This window comes from Streptomyces sp. NPDC051051 (assembly GCF_040682975.1).
Lineage (GTDB): Bacteria > Actinomycetota > Actinomycetes > Streptomycetales > Streptomycetaceae > Streptomyces.
The window spans coordinates 50,280-74,764 of the sequence record NZ_JBFBCB010000009.1 but is presented as its reverse complement, the minus strand read 5'-3'; the positions used below and the strand labels follow the sequence as shown (position 1 = coordinate 74,764).

Genomic DNA, 24,485 nt, shown 5'->3' with positions numbered 1-24,485 from the left:
CCCCCGATCGCCGCCACTGTCGCTCCTGCGGCCTTCCCGACTTCCGTGCTCCGCACACCTGTTGATCAGGTCATCAGCGTATATCCAGGCACGGACATCCGTCGGCGGACGGCCGAAGCCGCCCGCCACGGTGGAAGAACGCTTTACCCACCCGTCACTTGAGGGTGGCCGCGCCCCAACCCCTACGCCGCCCGCTCCTGTTGACGGAGCCGCTCCGCCACCTGCGCCGGCATCGGCTCGTGCCGGGCGTACGCCCGGTGGAAGCGGGCCGTGCCGTGCGACAGGGAACGCAGGTCGACCGCGTACCGGCCGATCTCGATCTCGGGCACCTCCGCGCGCACCAGCGTGCGACCGCCGCCGCTCTGTTCGGTGCCCAGGACCCGGCCGCGCCGCCCCGACAGGTCGCTCATCACGGCGCCCACGTACTCGTCGCCGACCAGCACGCTCACCTCCGCCACCGGCTCCAGCAGATGGATCCTCGCCCCGGCCGCGGCCTCCCGCAGTGCGAGCGCCCCGGCCGTCTGGAAAGCGGCGTCGGAGGAGTCCACCGAGTGCGCCTTGCCGTCGACCAGGGTCACCCGCACGTCGACGAGGGGATGGCCCGCGGCGACGCCCCTGGCCGCCTGCGCCCGTACGCCCTTCTCCACGGACGGGACGAACTGGCGCGGCACCGCGCCGCCCACGACCTTGTCCACGAACTCGATGCCCGAACCGCCCGGCAGCGGCTCCACCTCGATCTCGCAGATCGCGAACTGCCCGTGCCCGCCGGACTGCTTGACGTGCCGGCCGCGCCCGGCGGAGGCGGCGGCGAACGTCTCCCGGAGGGAGACCTTGTGCGGGACGACGTCCACCTGCACGCCGTAGCGGCTGCGCAGCCGTTCCAGAGCGACGTCCGCGTGGGCCTCGCCCAGGCACCACAGCACCACCTGGTGGGTGTTCTGGTTCTGCTCCAGCCGCATCGTCGGGTCCTCGGCCACCAGCCGGGACAGCCCCTGCGACAGCTTGTCCTCGTCGGCCTTGCTGTGCGCCTGGATGGCCACCGGCAGCAGCGGGTCGGGCATCTGCCACGGCTCCATCAGCAGCGGGTCGTCCTTGGCGGAGAGCGTGTCGCCGGTCTCCGCGCGGCTCAGCTTCGCCACGCACGCCAGGTCGCCCGCGATGCAGTGCGTCAGCGTGCGCTGCTGCTTGCCGAAGGGTGCGGACAGGGCGCCGACGCGCTCGTCGACGTCGTGGTCCTCGTGGCCGCGGTCGGTGAGCCCGTGCCCGGACACGTGGACGGTCTGGTCGGGGCGCAGGGTGCCGGAGAACACGCGCACCAGCGAGACGCGGCCGACGTACGGGTCGGAGGCCGTCTTCACGACCTCCGCGACCAGCGGGCCGTCCGGATCGCACAGGGCCGCCGCGCGGGGCTCGCCGCCGACCGTGGTGACCCGGGGCGCCGCACGCTCCAGGGGCGTCGGGAAGCCCCTGGTGATCAGTTCGAGCAGCTCCACGGTGCCGATGCCCTGCCGGGCGCCCTCCGCGGCCGGGGCCGCGGCCAGGACGGGGAAGAACGTGCCGCGCGCCACAGCCCGTTCCAGGTCCTCGACCAGCGTCTTCACGTCGATCCGCTCGCCCCCGAGGTAGCGGTCCATGAGGGTCTCGTCCTCGCTCTCGGCGATGATCCCCTCGATCAGCCGGTCGCGGGCCTCCTCGATCCCGGGCAGCACGTCCTCGCCCGGCTCGGACTCCTCGCGCGCGCCGGAGGAGTAGTCGAACAGCTTCCGCGACAGCAGCCCGGTCAGACCCGTCACGGGCGCGTGCCCGTCCGGCGCCTGCGGGCCGTGCAGCGGCAGGTACAGCGGCAGCACGGCGTCGGGGTCGTCGCCGCCGAAGGCCTCCGCGCAGATCCGCGTCATCTCCTCGAAGTCCGCGCGCGCGGCCTCCAGGTGCGTGACGACGATCGCCCGGGGCGTCCCGACGGCCGCGCACTCCTCCCACACCATCCGGGTCGAGCCGTCCACGCCGTCCGAGGCCGAGACGACGAAGAGGGCCGCGTCCGCGGCGCGCAGACCGGCCCTCAGCTCCCCGACGAAGTCGGCGTACCCGGGGGTGTCGAGGAGGTTGATCTTGATGCCGTCCCATTCGACCGGCACCAGGGAGAGCTGCACCGAGCGTTGCTGACGGTGCTCGATGTCGTCGTAGTCGGAGACGGTGCCGCCGTCCTCCACGCGGCCCGCCCGGTTCACCGCTCCCGCCGTCAGCGCGAGAGCCTCCACCAGGGTCGTCTTGCCGGATCCGGAGTGGCCGACCAGCACCACGTTCCGTACGGATGCGGGGTGGTCGGCCGCCGTGGCCCTGCCGGCGGCCCCGGTGTGTGTGTTCGCCTTGTCGCCCATTTCTGCGCCTCCCGTGCACGGTGAGGTCATCGGGGCGCGGACACGGCGGCTCCTCCCTCCCCCGGATTCCACCCGGGGGCGACCCCCGGCGGCGGCGGCTCCGGCGACGTCCGCGGTCCTTCGAGCTTTCCACTCCCGTCACGGCGCGTCCATACGGAGGGCGTCCCGAGGCCCCCGGCACGGCCGTGACACGGGCACCGCAGCGACCCGGCCGGGCCCCGGACGCGGCCCGGCCGTGGCACCGGGCCCGGGTGCCCGAGGGCCGCGCACGCACGCGCGTGGCTACGATGGGCCAGCCGGTGGCCAGCAGGGGCCGCGCGGTCATACAACCTTCGGGAAGGCCATGCTGAACAAGTACGCGCGTGCATTCTTCACGCGTGTCCTCACACCGTTCGCCGCGTTTCTCATCCGCCGGGGCGTGAGCCCCGACACGGTCACGCTGCTCGGCACCGCCGGCGTGGTCGCGGGCGCGCTGGTCTTCTACCCCAGGGGCGAGTTCTTCTGGGGCACGGTCGTGATCACGCTGTTCGTGTTCTCCGACCTCGTCGACGGCAACATGGCCCGCCAGCTCGGCCGTTCCAGCCGCTGGGGCGCCTTCCTGGACTCCACGCTCGACCGGGTCGCCGACGGCGCGGTCTTCGGCGGGTTCGCCCTCTGGTACGCGGGCCACGGCGACGACAACGTGCTGTGCGCCGTCTCGATCTTCTGCCTGGCCAGCGGCCAGGTCGTGTCGTACACCAAGGCGCGCGGCGAGTCGATCGGGCTGCCGGTCGCGGTCAACGGGCTCGTCGAGCGCGCCGAGCGGCTCGTGGTGTCGCTGGTCGCCGCCGGGCTCGCGGGCCTGCACGCGTTCGGGGTGCCGGGCATCCAGTACCTGCTGCCGGTCGCCCTGTGGATCGTCGCCGTCGGCAGCCTGGTCACGCTGATCCAGCGGGTCGTCACCGTACGGCGCGAATCGGCGGAGGCCGACGCGGCGACCGCGGCGGCCGAGCCGAAGCCCGAGCCGGAGGGGCGTGAGACGGCCCAGTGAGCGCACGTGACCAGCTGACCGACGGGCTGTACGGGCTCGGCTGGAGCACCGTCAAGAAGCTCCCCGAGCCGGTCGCGGTCCGCCTCGGACGCACCATCGCCGACCTCGCCTGGAAGCAGCGCGGCAAGGGCGTCCAGCGCCTGGAGAGCAACTACGCGCGCGTGGTGCCGGACGCGAGCCCCGAGCGGCTCGCCGAGCTGTCCCGCGCGGGCATGCGCTCCTACCTGCGCTACTGGATGGAGTCCTTCCGCCTCCCCGCCTGGAGCCCGGAGCGGATCGCGTCCGGGGTCGAGGTCAAGGACCTGCACCACCTGACCGACGGCCTCGCGGCCGGCAAGGGCATCATCGTCGCGCTGCCGCACCTGGCCAACTGGGACCTCGCCGGCGCCTGGGTCACCACGAAGTTGGGCATCCCGTTCACCACGGTCGCCGAACGCCTCAGGCCCGAGACGCTCTACGACCGTTTCGTCGCCTACCGCGAGGGCCTCGGCATGGAGGTCCTGCCGCACAGCGGCGGCACCGCCTTCGGCACCCTCGCCCGGCGGCTGCGCGACGGCGGCCTGGTCTGTCTGGTCGCCGACCGCGACCTGTCCGCGTCGGGCGTCGAGGTCGAGTTCTTCGGCGCCACCGCGCGCATGCCCGCCGGGCCGGCCCTGCTCGCCCAGCACACCGGCGCGCTGCTGCTCCCCGTCACGCTCTGGTACGACGACTCTCCCGTGATGCGGGGCCGCATCCACGCCCCGATCGAGGTGCCCGGGTCGGGTACGCGCGCGGAGCGGACGTCCGTCATGACACAGGCGCTGGCAGACGCCTTCACCACGGGTATCGCCGACCATCCGGAGGACTGGCACATGCTCCAGCGGCTGTGGCTCGCCGATCTCGACCCCGCGAAGGGACACTCGTGAGAATCGGCATCGTCTGCCCGTACTCCTGGGACGTGCCCGGAGGCGTCCAGTTCCACATCCGCGACCTCGCCGAGTACTTCATCCGGCTCGGCCACGAGGTGTCCGTCCTCGCCCCCGCCGACGACGACACCCCGCTGCCGCCGTACGTCGTCTCGGCCGGCCGTGCCGTCCCGGTGCCGTACAACGGCTCGGTGGCCCGGCTCAACTTCGGCTTCCTGAGCGCCGCCCGGGTGCGGCGCTGGCTGCACGACGGCGCCTTCGACGTGGTCCACATCCACGAGCCGACCTCGCCCTCGCTCGGACTGCTGACCTGCTGGGCGGCGCAGGGCCCCATCGTGGCCACGTTCCACACGTCGAACCCGCGCTCGCGCGCGATGATCGCCGCCTACTCGATCCTCCAGGCCGCCCTGGAGAAGATCAGCGCGCGGATCGCGGTGAGCGAGTACGCCCGCCGCACCCTGGTGGAGCACCTCGGCGGGGACGCCGTGGTCATCCCCAACGGCGTCGACGTCGACTTCTTCGCCCGCGCCGAGCCCAGGCCCGAGTGGCAGGGCGGGACGATCGGCTTCGTGGGACGCATCGACGAGCCCCGCAAGGGCCTGCCGGTGCTGATGGCGGCCCTGCCGAAGATCTTCGCCGAACGCCCGGACGCCCGCCTGCTGGTGGCCGGCCGCGGCGACGAGGAGGAGGCCGTCGAGAACCTCCCGGCGGAACTGCGCCCGCGCGTCGAGTTCCTCGGCATGGTCAGCGACGAGGACAAGGCCCGCCTCCTGCGCAGCATCGACCTCTACGTCGCCCCCAACACCGGCGGCGAGAGCTTCGGCATCATCCTGGTCGAGGCCATGTCCGCCGGCGCCCCGGTGCTCGCCTCCGACCTCGACGCCTTCGCCCAGGTCCTCGACCAGGGCGACGCGGGCGAACTCTTCGCCAACGAGGACGCGGACGCGCTGGCCGAGGCGGCCGTACGGCTGCTGGGCGACCCGGAGCGACGGGCCCGCCTGCGCGAACGCGGCAGCGCCCACGTCCGGCGCTTCGACTGGTCCACGGTCGGTGCGGACATCCTCTCCGTCTACGAGACGGTGACGGCGGGCGCGGCGGCGGTGGCCGCGGACGACAAGGGCTCCCCGGGACTGCGCGCCCGGTTCGGCCTGGCCCGGGACTGACCCGGGGCGGGTACGGCGGCGCCGGCCGGGCGACCCGGCCCGTCCGGCCTCCGCCGACGAAGGCCGACGAAGGCCGACGAGGAGGGGGCCGGGGCGGGGCTCCGGGGGCGGCGGGCCCCGGCAGCCGCCGGGGGAGGCACCCCGGCCGGGCACGCGGAGCGACTAGCCTTGCCGCCCGTGACCGCAACCCTCATCTGGATCCTCGTCGTCCTCGTCGCCATCGGCCTCTACCTGAGCTGGACCGCGGGACGCCTGGACCGGCTGCACGCCCGTATCGACGCCGCCCGCGCCGCACTGGACGCGCAACTGCTGCGCAGGGCCTCCGTGGCCCAGGAACTGGCCACCTCGGGCGTGCTCGATCCGGCCGCCTCGATCGTGCTGTACGAGGCCGCGCACGCCGCCCGGCAGGCCGAGGAGGAACAGCGGGAGGTCGCCGAGAGCAACCTGAGCCATGCGCTGCGGGCGGTCTTCGCGGACGCGCAGCAGCTGGAGGCCGTCCGCGAGGCGCCCGGGGGAGAGGCCGCGGCGCACGAGCTGACCGAGGCCGTCCTGCGGGTCCCCATGGCCCGCCGTTTCCACAACGACGCGGTGGGCGGAGCCCGCAGACTGCGCGAGCACCGCAAGGTGCGCTGGTTCCGGCTGGCCGGCCACGCCCCGTTCCCCATGGCCTTCGAGATGGACGACGAGCCGCCGGCCGTGCTGACGGCCCGCTCGCGGTCGTGAGCACCGCACCCTCCGGCGACGCGCCCCGGCTCACGGCGCGCGGGCGACGACGCGGGTTCCGCTCGGGGTCCCCACCGGGCCACACCGCATCCTGCCTCGCAAAAGGATCCACCGCCTTCCCATTGGCCCTTGCTGTGGACTGGTCCACTCGCGTTTCCTCGGTGCGGTACAAAACCCTCTTTCCCTTCAGTGAGGTCACCCCGTGTCCAGCACCCAGAACCAGGCCCCCGAGATCGGCACCGCCCGCGTGAAGCGCGGCATGGCCGAGCAGCTCAAGGGCGGCGTGATCATGGACGTCGTCAACGCGGAGCAGGCGAAGATCGCCGAGGACGCGGGCGCCGTCGCCGTCATGGCCCTGGAGCGGGTGCCCGCCGACATCCGCAAGGACGGCGGCGTGGCCCGGATGTCGGACCCGAACATGATCGAGGAGATCATCGAAGCGGTCTCCATCCCGGTCATGGCCAAGTCCCGCATCGGCCACTTCGTCGAGGCCCAGGTCCTCCAGTCCCTCGGCGTGGACTACATCGACGAGTCCGAGGTCCTCACCCCGGCCGACGAGGTCAACCACTCCGACAAGTGGGCGTTCACCACCCCCTTCGTCTGCGGTGCCACCAACCTGGGCGAGGCCCTGCGGCGCATCGCCGAGGGCGCCGCGATGATCCGCTCCAAGGGCGAGGCCGGTACCGGCAACGTCGTCGAGGCGGTCCGTCACCTGCGCCAGATCAAGAACGAGATCGCCCGGCTCCGCGGCTTCGACAACAACGAGCTGTACGCCGCCGCCAAGGACCTGCGTGCCCCGTACGAGCTGGTCAAGGAGGTCGCCGAGCTGGGCAAGCTGCCCGTCGTGCTGTTCTCCGCCGGTGGTGTGGCCACCCCCGCCGACGCCGCCCTGATGCGCCAGCTCGGCGCCGAGGGCGTCTTCGTCGGCTCCGGCATCTTCAAGTCCGGCGACCCGGCCAAGCGCGCCGCCGCCATCGTGAAGGCGACCACCTTCTACGACGACCCGAAGATCATCGCGGACGCGTCCCGCAACCTCGGCGAGGCCATGGTCGGCATCAACTGCGACACCCTCCCCGAGGCCGAGCGCTACGCCAACCGCGGCTGGTAGTCACCATGGCGGATTCATCTGCAGCCCCCGTCGTCGGCGTCCTGGCCCTCCAGGGCGACGTACGGGAGCACCTCGTCGCCCTGGCCGCGGCCGACGCCGTGGCCAGGCCGGTCAGGCGCCCCGAAGAACTCGCCGAGGTCGACGGCCTGGTCCTCCCCGGCGGCGAGTCCACCACCATCTCCAAGCTGGCCGTGCTCTTCGGCGTGCTGGAACCCCTCCGCGCGCGCGTGCGGGCCGGCCTGCCCGTCTACGGCACCTGCGCGGGCATGATCCTGCTCGCCGACAAGATCCTCGACCCGCGCTCGGGCCAGGAGACCGTCGGCGGCATCGACATGATCGTGCGCCGCAACGCCTTCGGACGGCAGAACGAGTCCTTCGAAGCGGCGGTCGACATCAAGGGCGTCGAGGGCGATCCTGTGGAGGGCGTCTTCATCCGCGCCCCCTGGGTGGAGTCCGTCGGTGCCCGCGTCGAGGTGCTCGCCGAGCACGAGGGCCACATCGTCGCGGTCCGCCAGGCGAACGCGCTGGCCACGTCGTTCCACCCGGAGCTGACCGGCGACCACCGCGTGCACTCGCTGTTCGTGGACATGGTGCGCGCGAACCGGACACCGGAGTCCTTGTAGGATCTCTGGCGTTCATGCAGAGATGGGTTACGCGAAGGAGACAGGCAGATGTCCGGCCACTCTAAATGGGCCACGACGAAGCACAAGAAGGCCGTGATCGACGCCAAGCGCGGCAAGCTCTTCGCGAAGCTGATCAAGAACATCGAGGTCGCGGCGCGCATGGGCGGTGTCGACCTGGACGGCAACCCGACGCTCTACGACGCCGTCCAGAAGGCCAAGAAGTCGTCGGTCCCCAACAAGAACATCGACTCCGCGATCAAGCGCGGCGGTGGCCTTGAGGCCGGCGGTGCCGACTACGAGACGATCATGTACGAGGGCTACGGCCCGAACGGCGTCGCGGTGCTCATCGAGTGCCTCACCGACAACCGCAACCGCGCCGCCTCCGACGTCCGCGTCGCCATGACCCGCAACGGCGGATCCATGGCCGACCCCGGCTCGGTGTCGTACCTCTTCAACCGCAAGGGCGTCGTCATCGTCCCCAAGGGCGAGCTGACCGAGGACGACGTGCTCGGCGCCGTCCTGGACGCGGGCGCCGAGGAGGTCAACGACCTCGGTGAGTCCTTCGAGGTCCTCAGCGAGGCCACCGACCTGGTCGCGGTCCGCACCGCCCTCCAGGACGCCGGCATCGACTACGACTCCGCCGACGCCAACTTCGTCCCGACCATGCAGGTCGAACTGGACGAGGAGGGCGCCCGGAAGATCTTCAAGCTGATCGACGCGCTCGAGGACAGCGACGACGTGCAGAACGTCTTCGCCAACTTCGACGTCAGCGACGAGGTCATGGAGAAGGTCGACGCGTAGCGCTGCCGCGAACCGAGCGGATCCGTCGGGCCGGTGGGACATGTCCCGCCGGCCCGACGGCGTTGTCGGTACCAGCGGATAGCCTGGCGACCGTCAGGGATCACCGGTCACGGCATTCGGCCGGGCCGGCTCGGACGCGAGGGCCCGGTCATGAGGACCGGGGCGCAGGAGTCCGGGCGCGGGTCCGGACGAGGACGAGGAGGGCGCGTGCGCGTACTCGGGGTGGACCCCGGTCTCACGCGATGCGGCGTGGGCGTCGTCGAGGGCGTCGCGGGCCGACCGCTCACCATGCTCGGCGTCGGTGTCGTACGGACGCCCGCGGACGCCGAGTTGGGACAGCGCCTCGTCGCCGTCGAGCAGGGCATCGAGCGGTGGCTGGACGAGTACCGCCCCGAATGCGTCGCCGTGGAGCGGGTGTTCAGCCAGCACAACGTGCGCACGGTCATGGGCACCGCCCAGGCCAGCGCCGTCGCCATGCTGTGCGCCGCCCGCCGCGGCATCCCGGTCGCCCTGCACACCCCCAGCGAGGTCAAGGCGGCCGTCACCGGCAGCGGCCGCGCCGACAAGGCCCAGGTCGGCGCCATGGTGACCCGGCTGCTCCGGCTCGACGCGCCCCCCAAGCCCGCCGACGCCGCCGACGCCCTCGCCCTCGCCATCTGCCACATCTGGCGCGCCCCCGCGCAGAACCGACTCCAGCAGGCCGTCGCCCTGCACACATCGAAAGGCCGTACGGGATGATCGCCTTCGTGAGCGGACCGGTCGCCGCCCTCGCCCCCGACTGCGCGGTGGTCGAGGTGGGCGGCATCGGCATCGCCGTCCAGTGCACGCCGAACACGCTCTCGGGCCTGCGCACGGGCCGGGAGACGAGACTCGCCACCTCCCTGGTCGTCCGCGAGGACTCCCTCACCCTGTACGGCTTCGCCGACGACGACGAGCGCCAGGTCTTCGAACTGCTCCAGACCGCGAGCGGGGTCGGCCCCCGCCTCGCCCAGGCCATGCTGGCGGTCCACTCGCCGGACGCCCTGCGGCGAGCCGTCGCCACCGGTGACGAGAAGGCCCTCGTCGCCGTCCCCGGCATCGGCAAGAAGGGCGCCCAGAAGCTCCTGCTGGAGCTGAAGGACCGCCTCGGCGAGCCGACCGGCGCCCCCGCCGTCGGCACACCCGTCACCCAGGGCTGGCGCGACCAGCTGCACGCGGCCCTGATCGGCCTCGGCTACGCGACCCGCGAGGCCGAGGAGGCCGTGACCGCGGTCGCGCCGCAGGCCGAGGCCGCCGGTGGCACACCCCCGGTCGGTCAGCTCCTGAAGGCGGCGCTGCAGACCCTCAACCGAGCCCGCTGACCCCCTACATCCCCGAGGCACACCACATGAACTGGGACGACCCGACCGACGCGACCGCCGACGAGGGGCTCGCCGGCCCCGCCGCGGAGCGGCTGGTGGGCTCTGTCGCCGACGGCGAGGACCAGGCCGTCGAGGCCGCCCTGCGCCCCAAGGACCTGGGCGAGTTCATCGGCCAGGAGAAGGTCCGCGAACAGCTCGACCTGGTCCTGCGCGCCGCACGCGCGCGGGGCGCCACCGCCGACCACGTGCTGCTCTCCGGCGCCCCCGGCCTCGGCAAGACCACCCTGTCGATGATCATCGCGGCCGAGATGGGCGCCCCGATCCGGATCACCAGCGGCCCCGCCATCCAGCACGCGGGCGACCTCGCCGCGATCCTCTCCTCCCTCCAGGAGGGCGAGGTCCTCTTCCTCGACGAGATCCACCGCATGTCCCGGCCCGCCGAGGAGATGCTCTACATGGCGATGGAGGACTTCCGCGTCGACGTCATCGTCGGCAAGGGCCCCGGCGCCACCGCGATCCCCCTGGAGCTGCCCCCGTTCACCCTGGTCGGCGCCACCACGCGCGCGGGCCTGCTGCCGCCCCCGCTGCGCGACCGCTTCGGCTTCACCGCGCACATGGAGTTCTACGAGCCGGCCGAGCTGGAGCGGGTGATCCACCGCTCGGCGAACCTCCTCGATGTCGAGATCGACACCCACGGCGCCGCCGAGATCGCCGGCCGCTCCCGCGGCACGCCCCGCATCGCCAACCGCCTGCTGCGCCGCGTCCGGGACTACGCCCAGGTCAAGGCGGACGGCGGGATCACCCGCGAGATCGCGGAAGCCGCGCTCAAGGTCTACGAGGTCGACGCCCGCGGCCTCGACCGCCTCGACCGCGCGGTCCTCACGGCCCTGCTGAAGCTGTTCGGCGGCGGACCGGTCGGCCTGTCCACGCTCGCCGTCGCCGTGGGGGAGGAGCGCGAGACCGTCGAGGAGGTCGCCGAACCCTTCCTCGTCCGCGAGGGCCTGCTCGCCCGCACGCCCCGCGGCCGGGTCGCGACCCCCGCCGCCTGGACCCACCTGGACCTGACCCCGCCCCGCCCCGCCACCGCGGGAAACGGACAACAGGACCTGTTCGGGGCGTGACCGCCCGGGCATCCGCCCGGGATCGGACGGGGTGATGGCGGCACCAGGAACCCTGGTGCCATGCTGAGCGTTGTTCCCTGCACGCGGACTCGCTTAGACTCCGCCGATGCCGCCCTTGTCGGCAGCGCACACACCCCCAACCATCAGGCCGCTCACCACCGCGGTCGCGTGAAGGAAGTACCGACCCGTGAGTCTCGTGACCCTCCTCCCGTTCATCGTGCTCATCGGGGCCATGTTCCTGATGACCCGGTCGGCGAAGAAGAAGCAGCAGCAGGCCGTGGACATGCGCAACCAGATGCAGCCCGGCAGCGGTGTCCGCACGATCGGGGGCATGTACGCGACGGTCAAGGAGGTCAACGAGGACACGGTCCTCCTCGACGCCGGCCCGGGTGTGGACCTGCTCTTCGCGAAGAACTCGATCGGCGCCGTGCTGACGGACGACGAGTACAACCGCATCGTCCACGGCATCGAGCACGACCTGAAGTCCGACGCCGACGTCGTCCCGGACGACGCCTCCTCCCTCACCGGGACCGACGGGTCCGCCGACGCTGCCGCCGCTTCCGGCGACCAGCCCGTCGACCTCGGCAAGAAGGACGAGGAGCCCGGCACGAAGAACGAGGCCGAGGAGAAGACCGCCGCTGCCGAGGCCGACGAAGAGCCGAAGAAGACCGACGGCGACTCCGACGCGAAGAAGTAGCCACGACCCGGGGCACGCGGGCCGGTCCCGCGTGCCCCGGGCGCGCGCAATCTCGCACATAGGGGATCCCGACACCATGTCATGGCCGCTGCCGCGCTGACCCGGCGCGAGGCGGCCCGAGAGGGAGTACGAGAAGGTGGCAGCACCTAAAAAGGGCCGGAGCGCGAGCGCCCAGAGCAAGCCGTGGCGCTCGCTGGCCCTGATCCTGATCGCCATCGTGGGGCTCACCGGAGGCATGTTCCTCTCCGGTCACACGACTCCGCGTCTCGGCATCGACCTTGCCGGCGGTACGAGCATCACGCTCCAGGCGAAGGCCGACCAAGGGTCCGCGATCAACAAGGCCAACATGGACACCGCGGTCGAGATCATGAACCGCCGTGTCAACGGTCTTGGCGTCTCCGAGGCGGAGGTGCAGACCCAGGGCGACCGCAACATCATCGTGAACATCCCCAAGGGCATCAACTCCAAGGAAGCCCGGGCACAGGTCGGCACCACCGCCAAGCTGTACTTCCGCCCGGTCCTGGCCAGTGAGCCCAGCGGCGCCGCCGCGAGCGGTTCGCCGAGCCCGTCGGCCAGCGGTTCCCCGGCCGCCTCCCCGAGCCCCTCCGCGGGCGCCTCGGCAGGTGAGAAGGCCTCCTCCTCGACCTCTCCGTCGGCCTCCGCCACCTCCCAGGGCCGCGCCGTCACCGACGCCCTGAAGGCCGACTCCACGCCGTCGCCCTCCGCGAGCGCCTCCGCCTCCGCCAGCCCCTCGGCGTCCGCGAGCGGCGGTACCGCCGACGAGGCCGCCCTCCAGGCGAAGTACGCCGCCCTGGACTGCAGCAAGCGCTCGCAGCGCGCCGGGCTCGGCGAAGGCGTCAAGCCCGGCGCCACGACCGTGGCCTGCGGCGACATCGACGGCGTCTGGTACAAGTACCTGCTCGGCCCGGCCGCCGTCGACGGCACCGAGGTCGACGAGGCCAAGGCGGTCTACGACACCCAGGGTGCCGCCGGCTGGCAGGTCGACATGAAGTTCGACTCCAAGGGTGCGAAGAAGTTCGCGGACATCACGGGCCAACTCGCCCAGAACCAGTCGCCGCAGAACCAGTTCGGCATCGTCCTCGACGGCGAGGTCGTCTCCAGCCCCTACGTCAGCTCCTCCATCGCCGGCGGTCGGGCCCAGATCTCCGGCAGCTTCCAGCAGGAAGAGGCCCAGAACCTCGCCAACATGCTGTCGTACGGCGCGCTGCCGCTCAGCTTCGAGGAGTCGAGCGTCCAGACCGTGACCGCCGCGCTCGGCGGTGACCAGCTCCGCGCCGGTCTGATCGCGGGCGCCATCGGCCTCGGCCTGGTCATCGTCTACCTGGTGGCCTACTACCGCGGCCTGTCGCTCATCGCGATCGCCTCGCTGCTGGTATCCGCCGCGCTGACGTACGTGATCATGTCGCTGCTCGGCCCGACGATCCACTTCGCGCTCAACCTGCCGGCCGTCTGCGGTGCCATCGTCGCCATCGGCATCACCGCGGACTCGTTCATCGTGTACTTCGAACGGGTCCGGGACGAGATCCGCGAGGGCCGCTCCCTGCGCCCCGCGGTCGAGCGGGCCTGGCCCCGGGCGCGGCGCACCATCCTGGTCTCCGACTTCGTGTCGTTCCTCGCCGCCGCGGTGCTGTTCCTCGTCACCGTCGGCAAGGTCCAGGGCTTCGCGTTCACGCTCGGTCTGACCACCGTCCTCGACGTGGTCGTGGTCTTCTTCTTCACCAAGCCGCTGATGACGCTGATCGCGCGCCGCAAGTTCTTCGCCGGCGGCCACAAGTGGTCCGGCCTCGACCCGAAGAGCCTGGGCGCCAAGCCGCCGCTGCGCCGCACCCGCCGTCCCTCCGGTCCTGCCGCCGGTCCCGTCGAGACGAAGGAGGCGTGAGCGATGTCGAAACTCGGCAGCCTCGGCGCCCGACTGCACCGTGGTGAGATCAGCTACGACTTCATCGGTCACCGCAAGATCTGGTACGGCATCTCGATCCTGATCACGATCACGGCCATCGTCGGCCTGGCGGTCCGCGGCCTGAACATGGGCATCGACTTCCAGGGTGGTGCCGTCTTCACCACCGCCAAGAACACCTCCGTCTCCGTCTCGCAGGCGGAGACCGCCGCGGAGGAGGCGGCGGGCCACCAGGCGGTCGTGCAGAAGCTCGGCGACGGCTCGCTGCGCATCCAGATCGCCGGCATGGACACCAAGCAGTCCGACGCGGTCAAGGAGGACCTCGCCAAGGAGTTCAAGGTCGACCCCGAGTCGATCGCCGCCGACCTGGTCGGCCCCAGCTGGGGTGACCAGATCGCCAACAAGGCCTGGCAGGGTCTGGCGATCTTCATGGTCCTGGTCGTGATCTACCTGGCGATCGCCTTCGAGTGGCGCATGGCCGTCGCGGCGCTCGTCGCCCTGATCCACGACATCACCATCACCGTCGGCATCTACGCCCTCGTCGGCTTCGAGGTCACGCCGGGCACGGTGATCGGTCTGCTGACCATCCTCGGCTACTCCCTGTACGACACGGTCGTCGTCTTCGACTCCCTCAAGGAACAGACGAAGGACCTCACGAAGCAGACCCGCTTCACCTACAGCGAGATCGCCAACCGCTCGATCAACGGCACCCTGGTGCGTTCCGTCAACACCACGGTGGTCGCGCTGCTCCCGGTCGCGGGCCTGCTGTTCATCGGCGGCGGCTTCCTCGGCGCGGGCACGCTCAACGACATCTCGCTGTCGCTGTTCGTCGGCCTCGCCGCCGGCGCCTACTCCTCGATCTTCATCGCCACCCCGCTCGTCGCCGACCTCAAGGAACGCGAGCCGCAGGTGCGGGCCCTGAGGAAGCGCGTCCTCGCCAAGCGCGCCCAGTCGCACGCCGACGAGGAGCCCGCGCGGTCGTACGGCTACGACGGGCGTGAGGAGGGCCTCGAGGACCCCGAAGACACCGAGACGGCCGTCGTCGGCCCCCGCACCCAGCCCTCGTCCCGCGGCCGGGGCCGCGGCCGTCCTTCGGGGAAGCGCCGATGACCGAGACCACCGACCTCACGACGCTGCTGCTCAGCCGCATCCGTGACGTGGCCGACTACCCGGAGCCGGGCGTGATGTTCAAGGACATCACGCCGCTGCTCGCGGACCCGGCGGCGTTCGCCGCGCTCACCGAGGCGTTCGCGGAGATCGCCGTGCGCACCGGTGCCACCAAGGTCGTCGGTCTGGAGGCCCGTGGCTTCATCCTGGGCGCTCCCGTCGCCGTCCGGGCCGGCCTCGGCTTCGTCCCCGTGCGCAAGGCGGGCAAGCTCCCCGGAGCCACCCTCGCCCAGGCCTACGACCTGGAGTACGGCTCGGCCGAGATCGAGATCCACGCCGAGGACCTGACCGCCGACGACCGCATCCTGATCGTCGACGACGTCCTCGCCACCGGCGGCACCGCCGAGGCGTCGATCCAGCTCATCCACCGCGCCGGTGCCGAGGTGTCGGGCGTCGCCGTCCTCATGGAGCTGGGCTTCCTCGACGGCCGGCGCCGCCTGGAGGCGGCCCTGGCCGGAGCCCCGCTGGAGGCGCTGCTCACGGTCTGACAGCGCTGTGGAGCACGACCGGCACGGCGTGACGACCGCCGTACGGCAAGCGGGCGGGCCCGGAGGAATCCGGTGCCCGCCCCTCGTGTTCCACGGGCGGACCGCCCTCGCATCGGTCCGGAGGCGATCCCGGAGCCCGGGATCGCTACGATGGATGCTCCGGAGCCTGACCGGGGCACCCGGATCGCGCACGAGGAGCCCTCTTGCCAGACGAGGCCCAGCACCTGACCGCCGCCAAGCCCGAGTCCTCCTCGGAGCCCGCGGCCGAGCCCGCGTCGCAGGCGCCCGACGACGCCCGCGGGCCGGTCGAGCACGACCGCTCCGCCCCCGTCGAGCAGCAGCCGGCCGAGCAGCCCCGCCCCAAGCCGGCCCCCGCGCCCGACGCGGCCGGGGCGGCGGCATCCCCCTCGCCCGAGCGCCCCGCCGCCCCGCCGGCCGCCCGTCCCGCCGCCGCGCAGCCGCCCGCCCGCTCCGGCTCCTCGAACCGCGTCCGCGCCCGTCTCGCCCGTCTCGGCGTCCAGCGCGCGAACCCGTACAACCCGGTCCTGGAACCGCTGCTGCGGATAGTGCGCAGCAACGACCCGAAGATCGAGACCGCCACCCTGCGTCAGATGGAGAAGGCCTACCAGGTCGCCGAGCGCTGGCACCGGGGGCAGAAGCGCAAGAGCGGCGACCCGTACATCACGCACCCGCTCGCGGTGACGACGATCCTCGCCGAGCTGGGCATGGATCCCGCCACCCTCATGGCGGGCCTGCTCCACGACACGGTCGAGGACACCGAGTACGGCCTGGACGACCTGCGCCGTGACTTCGGCGACGTGGTCGCCCTCCTCGTCGACGGCGTGACCAAGCTCGACAAGGTCAAGTTCGGCGAGGCCGCGCAGGCCGAGACCGTCCGCAAGATGGTCGTCGCCATGGCCAAGGACCCGCGCGTCCTGGTCATCAAGCTGGCCGACCGCCTGCACAACATGCGCACCATGCGCTACCTCAAGCGCGAGAAGCAGGAGAAGAAGGCGCGCGAGACCCTCGAGATCTACGCGCCGCTCGCCCATCGCCTGGGCATGAACACCATCAAGTGGGAACTGGAGGACCTCGCCTTCGCGATCCTCTATCCCAAGATGTACGACGAGATCGTCCGGCTGGTGGCCGAAAGGGCACCGAAGCGTGACGAGTACCTGGCCATAGTGACCGACGAGGTCCAGGCCGACCTGCGCGCCGCCCGCATCAAGGCGACCGTCACCGGCCGCCCCAAGCACTACTACAGCGTCTACCAGAAGATGATCGTCCGCGGCCGTGACTTCGCGGAGATCTACGACCTGGTCGGCATCCGCGTCCTGGTGGACACCGTCCGCGACTGCTACGCGGCGCTGGGCACCGTCCACGCCCGCTGGAACCCGGTTCCGGGGCGGTTCAAGGACTACATCGCGATGCCCAAGTTCAACATGTACCAGTCGCTGCACACGACGGTCATCGGCCCCAACGGCAAGCCGGTCGAACTCCAGATCCGCACGTTCGACATGCACCGCCGCGCCGAGTACGGCATCGCCGCCCACTGGAAGTACAAGCAGGAAGCCGTCGCCGGTGCCTCCAAGGTCCGCAGCGACGCGCCCAAGTCGTCCGGCAAGGGCAAGGACGACCACCTCAACGACATGGCGTGGCTGCGGCAGCTCCTGGACTGGCAGAAGGAGACCGAGGACCCCAGCGAGTTCCTGGACTCGCTGCGTTTCGACCTCTCCCGCAACGAGGTCTTCGTCTTCACGCCGAAGGGCGACGTCATAGCGCTCCCGGCCGGGGCGACGCCGGTCGACTTCGCGTACGCGGTGCACACGGAGGTCGGCCACCGGACGATAGGAGCACGGGTCAACGGCAGACTCGTACCGCTGGAGTCCACGCTGGACAACGGCGACCTGGTGGAGGTCTTCACCTCCAAGGCGGTCGGCGCCGGACCGTCCCGCGACTGGCTCGGCTTCGTCAAGTCACCGCGCGCCCGCAACAAGATCCGGGCCTGGTTCTCCAAGGAGCGCCGCGACGAGGCGATCGAGCAGGGCAAGGACGCCATCGCCCGCGCGATGCGCAAGCAGAACCTGCCGATCCAGCGCATCCTCACCGGTGACTCCCTGGTCACGCTCGCGCACGAGATGCGTTACCCGGACATCTCCTCGCTGTACGCCGCGATCGGCGAGGGCCACGTCGCCGCGCAGAACGTCGTGCAGAAGCTGGTGCAGGCCCTCGGCGGCGAAGAGGCCGCGAGCGAGGAGATCGACGAGACGGTCCCGTCCCGCGGTCGCGGGCGCAAGCGGCGCAGCAGCAACGACCCGGGTGTGGTCGTCAAGGGCGTCGACGACGTGTGGGTCAAGCTGGCCCGCTGTTGCACGCCCGTCCCCGGCGACCCGATCATCGGCTTCGTCACGCGCGGCAGCGGTGTGTCGGTCCACCGCAGCGACTGCGTCAACGTGGACTCGCTCTCGCGGGAGCCGGAGCGCATCCTCGAGGTCGAGTGGGCGCCGACGCAGTCCTCGGTCTTCCTGGTCGCCATACAGGTCGAGGCGCTGGACCGCTCGCGGCTCCTCTCGGACGTCACGCGGGTCCTGTCGGACCAGCACGTCAACATCCTCTCGGCAGCCGTGCAGACCTCCCGCGACCGTGTCGCCACCTCCCGCTTCACCTTCGAGATGGGCGACCCCAAGCACCTGGGACACGTCCTGAAGGCCGTCCGCGGGGTCGAGGGCGTCTACGACGTCTACCGGGTGACATCGGCACGCAGGCCGTAACCTACGGGCGGACGGCAGGGGCCGACGGGGACGGGGAGAGGGATGGGCGGTACCGGACAGGACGGATTAACGGGCGGGGCGCCACCGGCCGACGGGCCGGTGGACGGGCCGGTCGAGGCGTCGCCGCCCGCCGCACCTCTTCTGGTGGCAGGGCGCTACCGCCCCGTCCGCTTTCTCGGCCGCGGCGGCATGGGCGTCGTGCACGAGGCGGAGGACACCCGGCTCGACCGCCCCGCCGCCGCCCCGCCCCCGCCCGGCGGCATGGGCACCGGCTTCGACGTGCTCCAGTTCGCCGTGTCGGGCGGACTGTCCGCGGCCTCCCTCGTGGTCTCCGTCCTCCAGTGGCAGGCCTCCCTGCGCCGCGCCCCGGCCGTCACCCTGCGCCGCGGCGACGTGGAGGTCCTGCTCACCGCCCGGGCGGCCCGCGACGAGCGGACCGTACGGCGCCTCGTCGCCCTCCCCGACGGCGACGCCGCCCCCGTCGCCCCGCCCGCCCCCCGCACCGAGGGAAGCGGAGGCGATGACGGCACTCCCTGACCCGGCGCGCTCGCGGGCCGTGCTCATCGGCACCGCCTCCTACCGCCACCTGCCCCAGCTCCCCGCCGTCGAGGCCGGTGTCGTTGATCTCGCAGCCGAGCTGTGCGACGCCACCGTGTGGGGGCTGCCCGTGCAGCACTGCACGGTCGTCACCGACCCCCTGAGCCCCCAGACCATCCTCGACCCGTCTACCGGGCGAGCGAGGAGGCCACCGACACCCTGCTGGTGTACTTCGCCGGACACGGCATGCGCGACGCGGAGTCGCCGACCTCTACCTCGCCCTCGGCGACTCCCGCGAACACCTCGGCTACACCACCGTCGCCTACCAGCACCTGCGCACCGCGCTGCGCTCCGCCCGCGCCCGCCGCAAGGTCGTCGTCCTGGACCGCTGCTTCAGCGGCCGCGCCGCCCGGACCCTGTCCGGCGGCGACGTCCTCACCGCGGAGGCCGCCGTGGACGGGGCGTACGTCCTGACCTCCTCCCCCCCCGCGACCGGATCGCCCTGGCCCCCGACGGCGAGCGCTACACCGCCTTCACCGGCGAACTCCTCACCGTGCTGCGGCACGGCGTCGAGGGCGGCCCCGAACTGATCGACCTGGACACGCTCTACCGCGTCCTGCTGGAACGCCTGCGCGCCAAGAACCGCCCGCTGCCCCAGCACTCCCAGGAGAACGGCGTGGGACGGCTCCCGCCGGCCCGCAACAAGTCCCGGGCCGGCCGCCACACCCCGGCGGGCCCGGTCCTGCCCGCCGACGTCCGCGCCGCCATGGTCTCCACCGGCCTCGCCGTCGCCCGGCTGCTGCGCGCCGAGGGCAACACCCGCGACGCCCTGCCGGTGCTGCGGCTCGCCCTCCAGGAACAGCGGACCGCCGACGCCCCGGGCGACCTGCTCGCCGTCCAGCTCGAACTCTCCGAACTCCTCGCCGAGACCGGCCAGGTCAAGGACGCCATCGAGGTCCTGGAACTCGCCTTCCAGCAGGTCCACAAGGTCTACGGCCCGGAGGCCGTCCTGGTCTGCCGACGCCTCGCCGACCTGCTCCAGGAGTCCGGCAACCACCTCCAGGCCTGCGAGGTCCTCAAGCACGCCCTGGACATCAGCGAACGCGGCGGCCACGCCTGAGTCCTCCGGTCCGCCCGGCTCTCCGGACACCGTGCGACACCCGGGAACGCCGAACGGCCCGGCCGTGGGAGACCACGGCCGGGCCGTTCGGGCCGGTTCCGGCAGGCGGTGTCAGCCGCCGAACTCCTGGAGTCCCTTGAGCGCCTGGTCCAGCAGCGCCCGACGGCCCTCCAGTTCACGCTCCAGCTTGTCGGCCCGGGCGCTGTTGCCCTGTGCGCGCGCCTGCTCGATCTGGGAACGCAGCTTGTCCACGGCCGCCTGGAGCTGACCGGTCAGACCCTCGGCACGCGCGCGTGCCTCCGGGTTGGTCCGGCGCCACTCGGCCTCCTCGGCCTCCTGGATGGCCCGCTCCACCGCGTGCATCCGACCCTCGACCTTCGGCCGGGCGTCGCGCGGCACGTGGCCGATGGCCTCCCAGCGCTCGTTGACCGAGCGGAACGCGGCCCGCGCCGCCTTGAGATCCGTCACCGGGAGGATCTTCTCGGCCTCCTCGGCCAGCTCCTCCTTCAGCTTCAGGTTCTCCGTCTGCTCGGCGTCGCGCTCCGCGAAGACCGAGCTGCGGGCGGCGAAGAAGACGTCCTGGGCGCCGCGGAAGCGGTTCCACAGGTCGTCCTCGTGCTCGCGCTGGGCGCGGCCCGCCGACTTCCACTCGGTCATCAGGTCGCGGTAGCGCGCGGCCGTCGGGCCCCAGTCCGTCGAGCCGGACAGCGCCTCGGCCTCGGCGACCAGCCGCTCCTTGACCCGGCGGGCCTCCTCGCGCTGGGCGTCGAGCTGCGCGAAGTGGGCCTTGCGGCGCTTGGAGAACGCCGACCGGGCGTGCGAGAACCGGTGCCACAGCTCGTCGTCCGACTTGCGGTCCAGGCGCGGCAGGCCCTTCCAGGTGTCCACCAGCGCCCGCAGCCGCTCACCGGCCGCCCGCCACTGGTCGGACTGCGCCAGCTGCTCGGCCTCCGCGACGAGGTCCTCCTTGGCCTTCCGGGCCTCGTCGGACTGCTTGGCCCGCTGCTGCTTGCGCTCCTCGCGGCGCGCCTCGACCGTCGCCACCAGCTTGTCCAGCCGGGTGCGCAGCGCGTCCAGGTCGCCGACCGCGTGATGCGCGTCCACCTGCTCGCGGATGTGACCGATCGCGACCTGGGCGTCCTTCGCCGACAGGTCGGTGGTCCGCACCCGCTTCTCGAGGAGGCCGATCTCGACAACCAGGCCCTCGTACTTGCGCTCGAAGTAGGACAGCGCCTCCTCGGGGGAGCCGGCCTGCCAGGAACCGACGACCTGCTCGCCGTCGGCCGTACGCACGTACACGGTCCCCGTCTCGTCGACGCGGCCCCACGGGTCGCTGCTCACAGCGCCTCCTCCACATGATGCCTCCGAAGGGCTTCGGCGCCCCGGGCATCGTCCACAGTTTCGTCACGGCCAACATAGGCGACCGGCGGGCCGCCTGTCCGCATCCAGCGCGACCGAAATCGGGCGGTCGGCCGCCCCGGCATCAGGACTTGGTGACCGTCGCCTTGTCGATCACCACGGTCGCGTTGGGGGCGCCGTCACCGGCGCCCGTGTTCTCGCCCGCGGCGGCGATCTTCTTGAGTACGGCCATGCCGGCCTCGGAGACCGTGCCGAACGGCGTGTAGCTGGGCGGGAGCTGGCTGTCCTCGTAGACGAGGAAGAACTGGCTGCCGCCGCTGTTGGCCTGACCGGTGTTGGCCATCGCCACCGTGCCGGCCGGGTAGACGTTCGCCTTGAGGCTCGTGTCCTTCAGGTTCTCGTCCGGGATGGTGTAACCGGGCCCGCCGCTGCCGCTGCCCGTCGGGTCGCCGCACTGGAGCACGAAGATGCCGTTGGTGGTGAGCCGGTGGCACTTGGTGTGGTCGAAGTAGCCCTTGCCGGCGAGGAAGGCGAACGAGTTCACGGTGTGCGGGGCCGCCGACGTCTTCAGCGCGACGTCTATGTCGCCGCAGGTCGTGGCCAGCTTCATCGTGTACTTCGCCGACTTGTCGATCGTGATCGCCGGCTCCTTCTTCCACGTCTGCGTCTTGACCGCGCCCTCGGCGGGCTTCTCGCACGGGTCCTTGACGGCGCTCGGCGAGGCCGACGGGCTCGCCTCGGAGCTCGCGTTCGCCTTGTCGTCGTCCTTGAGGACGCCGGTCGTGTACAGCGCCAGACTGCCCACCAGAACCACGCCGAGGACCGACGCGATCACCGCGTTGCGAGCGCGTGCCTTGCGGCGCAGGGCCGTACGGCGCTGCTGCTGCCGCAAGAACTTCTCCCGGGCGAGCTGACGCTTGCGCTGTTCCTGGGTGACCACCGGGTTCTCTCCTCGTGCGTCTCGTATGTCCACCGGTACGCGTGCGTCCAGTGAGCCGACCGCCTGCGTGTGCCCCGTACCGTATATGGGTTCGCTGAGGAATCGGCAGCGCCGGTAGGCTCTGACCGCAGGCGCAGCCGCTCCCAAGCCACCCGTATCGACACAAACGAAGGACGATCGTGCTCATTGCCGGGTTCCCCGCCGGGGCCTGGGCGACGAACTGTTACCTCGTCGCCCCCGCCGCCGGTGAGGAGTGCGTGATCATCGACCCGGGCCACCAGGCGGCCCCCGGAGTCGAGGAAGCGATCAGGAAGCATCGGCTCAAGCCCGTCGCCGTCGTCCTCACCCACGGCCACCTCGACCACGTGGCCTCGGTCGTCCCGGTCTGCGGGGCGCACGACGTCCCGGCCTGGATCCACCCCGAGGACCGGTTCATGATGAGCGACCCCGAGAAGGGGCTCGGCCGGTCCATCGGCCTGCCGCTGCTGGGCGAGCTGACCGTGGGGGAGCCCGACGACGTCCGTGAGCTGACGGACGGGGCGAAGCTGGAGCTGGCGGGTCTGGAGTTCTCCGTCGCGCACGCGCCGGGCCATACCAGGGGGTCGGTGACCTTCCGGATGCCCGAGAGCGCGGACGTCCCGTCCGTCCTCTTCTCGGGCGACCTGCTGTTCGCCGGCTCCGTCGGACGCACCGACCTGCCCGGCGGCTCCATGGACGACATGCTCGAGTCGTTGGCCCGCGTGGTCCTTCCGCTCGACGACTCCACCGTGGTGCTGCCCGGTCACAATGAGCACACGACCATCGGCCAGGAACGCGCCACCAACCCGTATCTGCGGCAGGTGGCCGCCGGCCAGGGAGCCTCCGAGGCTCCCCGACGAGGAATGTGACGAGAGACCTCCCGTGAGTACCTTCCAGGCCCCCAAGGGCACGTACGACCTCATCCCGCCGGACAGCGCCACGTACCTGGCCGTCCGCGAGGCGATCGCCGCCCCGCTGCGCAACTCCGGCTACGGCTACATCGAGACCCCCGGCTTCGAGAACGTCGAGCTGTTCGCGCGCGGTGTCGGCGAGTCCACCGACATCGTGACCAAGGAGATGTACGCCTTCGAGACCAAGGGCGGCGACCGGCTCGCGCTGCGCCCCGAGGGAACGGCGTCGGTCCTGCGCGCCGCCCTCGAGGCCAACCTCCACAAGACGGGCAACCTCCCGGTCAAGCTCTGGTACTCCGGCTCGTACTACCGCTACGAGCGCCCGCAGAAGGGCCGCTACCGCCACTTCTCCCAGGTCGGCGCCGAGGCGATCGGTGCCGAGGACCCGGCGCTGGACGCCGAGCTGATCATCCTGGCCGACCAGGCGTACCGCTCCCTGGGGCTCAGGAACTTCCGCATCCTGCTCAACAGCCTGGGCGACAAGGAGTGCCGTCCGGTGTACCGGGAGGCGCTGCAGACCTTCCTGCGCGGCCTGGACCTCGACGAGGAGACGCTCCGCCGCGCCGAGATCAACCCGCTGCGGGTCCTCGACGACAAGCGCCGGGACGTCCAGAAGCAGCTGGCCGAGGCCCCGCTGCTGCGCGACTACCTCTGCGACGCCTGCAAGGCCTACCACGAGGAGGTCCGCGAGCTGGTCACGGCGGCCGGCGTCGCCTTCGAGGACGACCCGAAGCTGGTCCGCGGCCTGGACTACTACACCCGCACCACCTTCGAGTTCGTCCACGACGGCCTCGGTTCGCAGTCCGCGGTGGGGGGCGGCGGGCGCTACGACGGCCTGTCCGAGATGATCGGCGGCCCCGCGCTGCCGTCCGTCGGCTGGGCACTGGGCGTCGACCGCACCGTCCTGGCGCTGGAGGCGGAAGGCGTGGAACTCCGACTCCCCGCGTCCACCAGCGTGTTCGCGGTGCCACTCGGGGAGGAGGCGCGCCGCGTCCTCTTCGGCAAGGTCACCGAACTGCGCAAGCTCGGCGTCGCCGCCGACTTCTCCTACGGCGCCAAGGGCCTCAAGGGCGCGATGAAGAACGCCAACCGCAGCGGCGCCCGCTACACGATCGTCGCCGGCGAACGCGACCTCGCCGAGGGCGTCGTCCAGCTCAAGGACATGGAGTCCGGCGAGCAGACGGCGGTCGGCGTCAACGAGATCGTGGCGGAGCTGGAGTCGCGGCTCGGCTGACGGGCACGCGCGGGGCGCCGGACATCTTCCCGGATGTCCGGCGCCCTCGTCGTGTCCGGTGTCAGGCCCGGCGCGGTGCCCGTACCGGGTGTACGGCGGTGTCCGAACCGCCCCCGGTACGGCTGTCCGGAAC

23 protein-coding genes are annotated in these 24,485 nt (G+C 71.8%); 19 read left to right on the top strand and 4 right to left on the bottom strand.

Annotated features, from left to right (window positions below):
* Positions 1-182: 182 nt before the first annotated feature.
* Complete coding sequence (locus tag AB0N31_RS09665; RefSeq protein ID WP_366057856.1) at positions 183-2,378, bottom strand: elongation factor G-like protein EF-G2; 2,196 nt, start codon at positions 2,376-2,378, stop codon at positions 183-185.
* A gap of 343 nt (positions 2,379-2,721) precedes the next feature.
* Here AB0N31_RS09665 and pgsA point away from each other — a divergent pair, with 343 nt between their 5' ends.
* From pgsA to AB0N31_RS09585, 16 genes are all read left to right on the top strand, one after another.
* Complete coding sequence (pgsA, locus tag AB0N31_RS09660; protein WP_366057855.1) at positions 2,722-3,408, top strand: phosphatidylinositol phosphate synthase; 687 nt, start codon at positions 2,722-2,724, stop codon at positions 3,406-3,408.
* A complete protein-coding gene (locus tag AB0N31_RS09655; protein ID WP_366057853.1) occupies positions 3,405-4,313 on the top strand; it encodes a phosphatidylinositol mannoside acyltransferase in 909 nt (302 codons plus the stop codon). Before pgsA ends, AB0N31_RS09655 begins: the two co-directional genes overlap by 4 nt.
* The gene (locus AB0N31_RS09650; RefSeq protein ID WP_366057852.1) at positions 4,310-5,476 is read left to right on the top strand and encodes a glycosyltransferase family 4 protein; all 1,167 of its coding nucleotides are present in this window, start codon (positions 4,310-4,312) and stop codon (positions 5,474-5,476) included. The genes AB0N31_RS09655 and AB0N31_RS09650 overlap by 4 nt, the downstream gene beginning before the upstream one ends.
* A 177-nt stretch (positions 5,477-5,653) precedes the next feature.
* Positions 5,654-6,199, top strand: coding sequence for a hypothetical protein (locus AB0N31_RS09645; RefSeq protein ID WP_366057851.1), 546 nt, complete (start codon positions 5,654-5,656; stop codon positions 6,197-6,199).
* A 202-nt stretch (positions 6,200-6,401) separates the two neighbouring features.
* Positions 6,402-7,307: a pyridoxal 5'-phosphate synthase lyase subunit PdxS gene (gene pdxS / locus AB0N31_RS09640; RefSeq protein WP_366057850.1), complete on the top strand. Its 906-nt coding sequence runs from the start codon at positions 6,402-6,404 to the stop codon at positions 7,305-7,307.
* Positions 7,308-7,312: 5 nt separating this feature from the next.
* Complete coding sequence (gene pdxT, locus AB0N31_RS09635; RefSeq protein ID WP_366057849.1) at positions 7,313-7,930, top strand: pyridoxal 5'-phosphate synthase glutaminase subunit PdxT; 618 nt, start codon at positions 7,313-7,315, stop codon at positions 7,928-7,930.
* Between the two features lie 48 nt (positions 7,931-7,978).
* Entirely contained in the window at positions 7,979-8,731 is a 753-nt protein-coding gene (locus tag AB0N31_RS09630; protein ID WP_366057848.1) for a YebC/PmpR family DNA-binding transcriptional regulator, read from the top strand.
* Between the two features lie 207 nt (positions 8,732-8,938).
* The gene (ruvC, locus tag AB0N31_RS09625; RefSeq protein WP_366057847.1) at positions 8,939-9,469 is read left to right on the top strand and encodes a crossover junction endodeoxyribonuclease RuvC; all 531 of its coding nucleotides are present in this window, start codon (positions 8,939-8,941) and stop codon (positions 9,467-9,469) included.
* Entirely contained in the window at positions 9,466-10,071 is a 606-nt protein-coding gene (ruvA, locus tag AB0N31_RS09620) for a Holliday junction branch migration protein RuvA (protein WP_366057846.1), read from the top strand. The genes ruvC and ruvA overlap by 4 nt, the downstream gene beginning before the upstream one ends.
* 26 nt (positions 10,072-10,097) lie before the next feature.
* On the top strand, positions 10,098-11,192 hold the full coding sequence (gene ruvB, locus AB0N31_RS09615; protein ID WP_366057845.1) for a Holliday junction branch migration DNA helicase RuvB: 1,095 nt from the start codon (positions 10,098-10,100) through the stop codon (positions 11,190-11,192).
* A 187-nt stretch (positions 11,193-11,379) separates the two neighbouring features.
* Entirely contained in the window at positions 11,380-11,889 is a 510-nt protein-coding gene (gene yajC, locus AB0N31_RS09610) for a preprotein translocase subunit YajC (RefSeq protein WP_366057844.1), read from the top strand.
* A gap of 136 nt (positions 11,890-12,025) precedes the next feature.
* Positions 12,026-13,789: a protein translocase subunit SecD gene (gene secD, locus AB0N31_RS09605; protein WP_366057843.1), complete on the top strand. Its 1,764-nt coding sequence runs from the start codon at positions 12,026-12,028 to the stop codon at positions 13,787-13,789.
* A 3-nt stretch (positions 13,790-13,792) separates the two neighbouring features.
* Positions 13,793-14,917, top strand: a complete 1,125-nt coding sequence (gene secF / locus AB0N31_RS09600) for a protein translocase subunit SecF (RefSeq protein ID WP_366057842.1) — start codon at positions 13,793-13,795, stop codon at positions 14,915-14,917.
* A complete protein-coding gene (locus tag AB0N31_RS09595) occupies positions 14,914-15,462 on the top strand; it encodes an adenine phosphoribosyltransferase (protein WP_366057841.1) in 549 nt (182 codons plus the stop codon). Before secF ends, AB0N31_RS09595 begins: the two co-directional genes overlap by 4 nt.
* Before the next feature lie 203 nt (positions 15,463-15,665).
* The gene (locus AB0N31_RS09590; RefSeq protein ID WP_366057840.1) at positions 15,666-18,233 is read left to right on the top strand and encodes a bifunctional (p)ppGpp synthetase/guanosine-3',5'-bis(diphosphate) 3'-pyrophosphohydrolase; all 2,568 of its coding nucleotides are present in this window, start codon (positions 15,666-15,668) and stop codon (positions 18,231-18,233) included.
* 42 nt (positions 18,234-18,275) lie between these two features.
* Positions 18,276-18,770, top strand: a complete 495-nt coding sequence (locus AB0N31_RS09585; RefSeq protein ID WP_366057838.1) for a hypothetical protein — start codon at positions 18,276-18,278, stop codon at positions 18,768-18,770.
* Between the two features lie 188 nt (positions 18,771-18,958).
* On the opposite strand, the gene AB0N31_RS09580 is transcribed toward AB0N31_RS09585, so the two are convergent.
* Complete coding sequence (locus tag AB0N31_RS09580) at positions 18,959-19,102, bottom strand: hypothetical protein (RefSeq protein WP_366057837.1); 144 nt, start codon at positions 19,100-19,102, stop codon at positions 18,959-18,961.
* A 221-nt stretch (positions 19,103-19,323) separates the two neighbouring features.
* Between AB0N31_RS09580 and AB0N31_RS09575 the strand changes: the two genes are divergently transcribed.
* Positions 19,324-19,890 (top strand): tetratricopeptide repeat protein, encoded by a 567-nt coding sequence (locus AB0N31_RS09575; protein WP_366057836.1) that lies wholly within the window; start codon positions 19,324-19,326, stop codon positions 19,888-19,890.
* 111 nt (positions 19,891-20,001) lie between these two features.
* On the opposite strand, the gene AB0N31_RS09570 is transcribed toward AB0N31_RS09575, so the two are convergent.
* Entirely contained in the window at positions 20,002-21,231 is a 1,230-nt protein-coding gene (locus AB0N31_RS09570) for a DUF349 domain-containing protein (protein ID WP_366057835.1), read from the bottom strand.
* A gap of 142 nt (positions 21,232-21,373) precedes the next feature.
* The gene (locus tag AB0N31_RS09565; protein WP_366057834.1) at positions 21,374-22,189 is read right to left on the bottom strand and encodes a peptidylprolyl isomerase; all 816 of its coding nucleotides are present in this window, start codon (positions 22,187-22,189) and stop codon (positions 21,374-21,376) included.
* Positions 22,190-22,368: 179 nt separating this feature from the next.
* On the opposite strand from AB0N31_RS09565, the gene AB0N31_RS09560 reads away from it, so the two are divergent.
* Positions 22,369-23,076, top strand: a complete 708-nt coding sequence (locus AB0N31_RS09560) for an MBL fold metallo-hydrolase (protein ID WP_366057833.1) — start codon at positions 22,369-22,371, stop codon at positions 23,074-23,076.
* A gap of 13 nt (positions 23,077-23,089) precedes the next feature.
* The gene (hisS, locus tag AB0N31_RS09555) at positions 23,090-24,352 is read left to right on the top strand and encodes a histidine--tRNA ligase (protein ID WP_366057832.1); all 1,263 of its coding nucleotides are present in this window, start codon (positions 23,090-23,092) and stop codon (positions 24,350-24,352) included.
* Positions 24,353-24,485: the final 133 nt, after the last annotated feature.

Bases quoted from the DNA above. Each gene is read 5' to 3' on its own strand.
- AB0N31_RS09665 (WP_366057856.1), bottom strand. From the start codon at position 2,378: ATGGGCGACAAGGCGAACACACACACCGGGGCCGCCGGCAGGGCCACG.
- pgsA (WP_366057855.1), top strand. From the start codon at position 2,722: ATGCTGAACAAGTACGCGCGTGCATTCTTCACGCGTGTCCTCACACCG.
- pdxT (WP_366057849.1), top strand. From the start codon at position 7,313: ATGGCGGATTCATCTGCAGCCCCCGTCGTCGGCGTCCTGGCCCTCCAG.
- AB0N31_RS09630 (WP_366057848.1), top strand. From the start codon at position 7,979: ATGTCCGGCCACTCTAAATGGGCCACGACGAAGCACAAGAAGGCCGTG.
- ruvA (WP_366057846.1), top strand. From the start codon at position 9,466: ATGATCGCCTTCGTGAGCGGACCGGTCGCCGCCCTCGCCCCCGACTGC.
- ruvB (WP_366057845.1), top strand. From the start codon at position 10,098: ATGAACTGGGACGACCCGACCGACGCGACCGCCGACGAGGGGCTCGCC.
- secF (WP_366057842.1), top strand. From the start codon at position 13,793: ATGTCGAAACTCGGCAGCCTCGGCGCCCGACTGCACCGTGGTGAGATC.
- AB0N31_RS09595 (WP_366057841.1), top strand. From the start codon at position 14,914: ATGACCGAGACCACCGACCTCACGACGCTGCTGCTCAGCCGCATCCGT.
- AB0N31_RS09585 (WP_366057838.1), top strand. From the start codon at position 18,276: ATGGGCGGTACCGGACAGGACGGATTAACGGGCGGGGCGCCACCGGCC.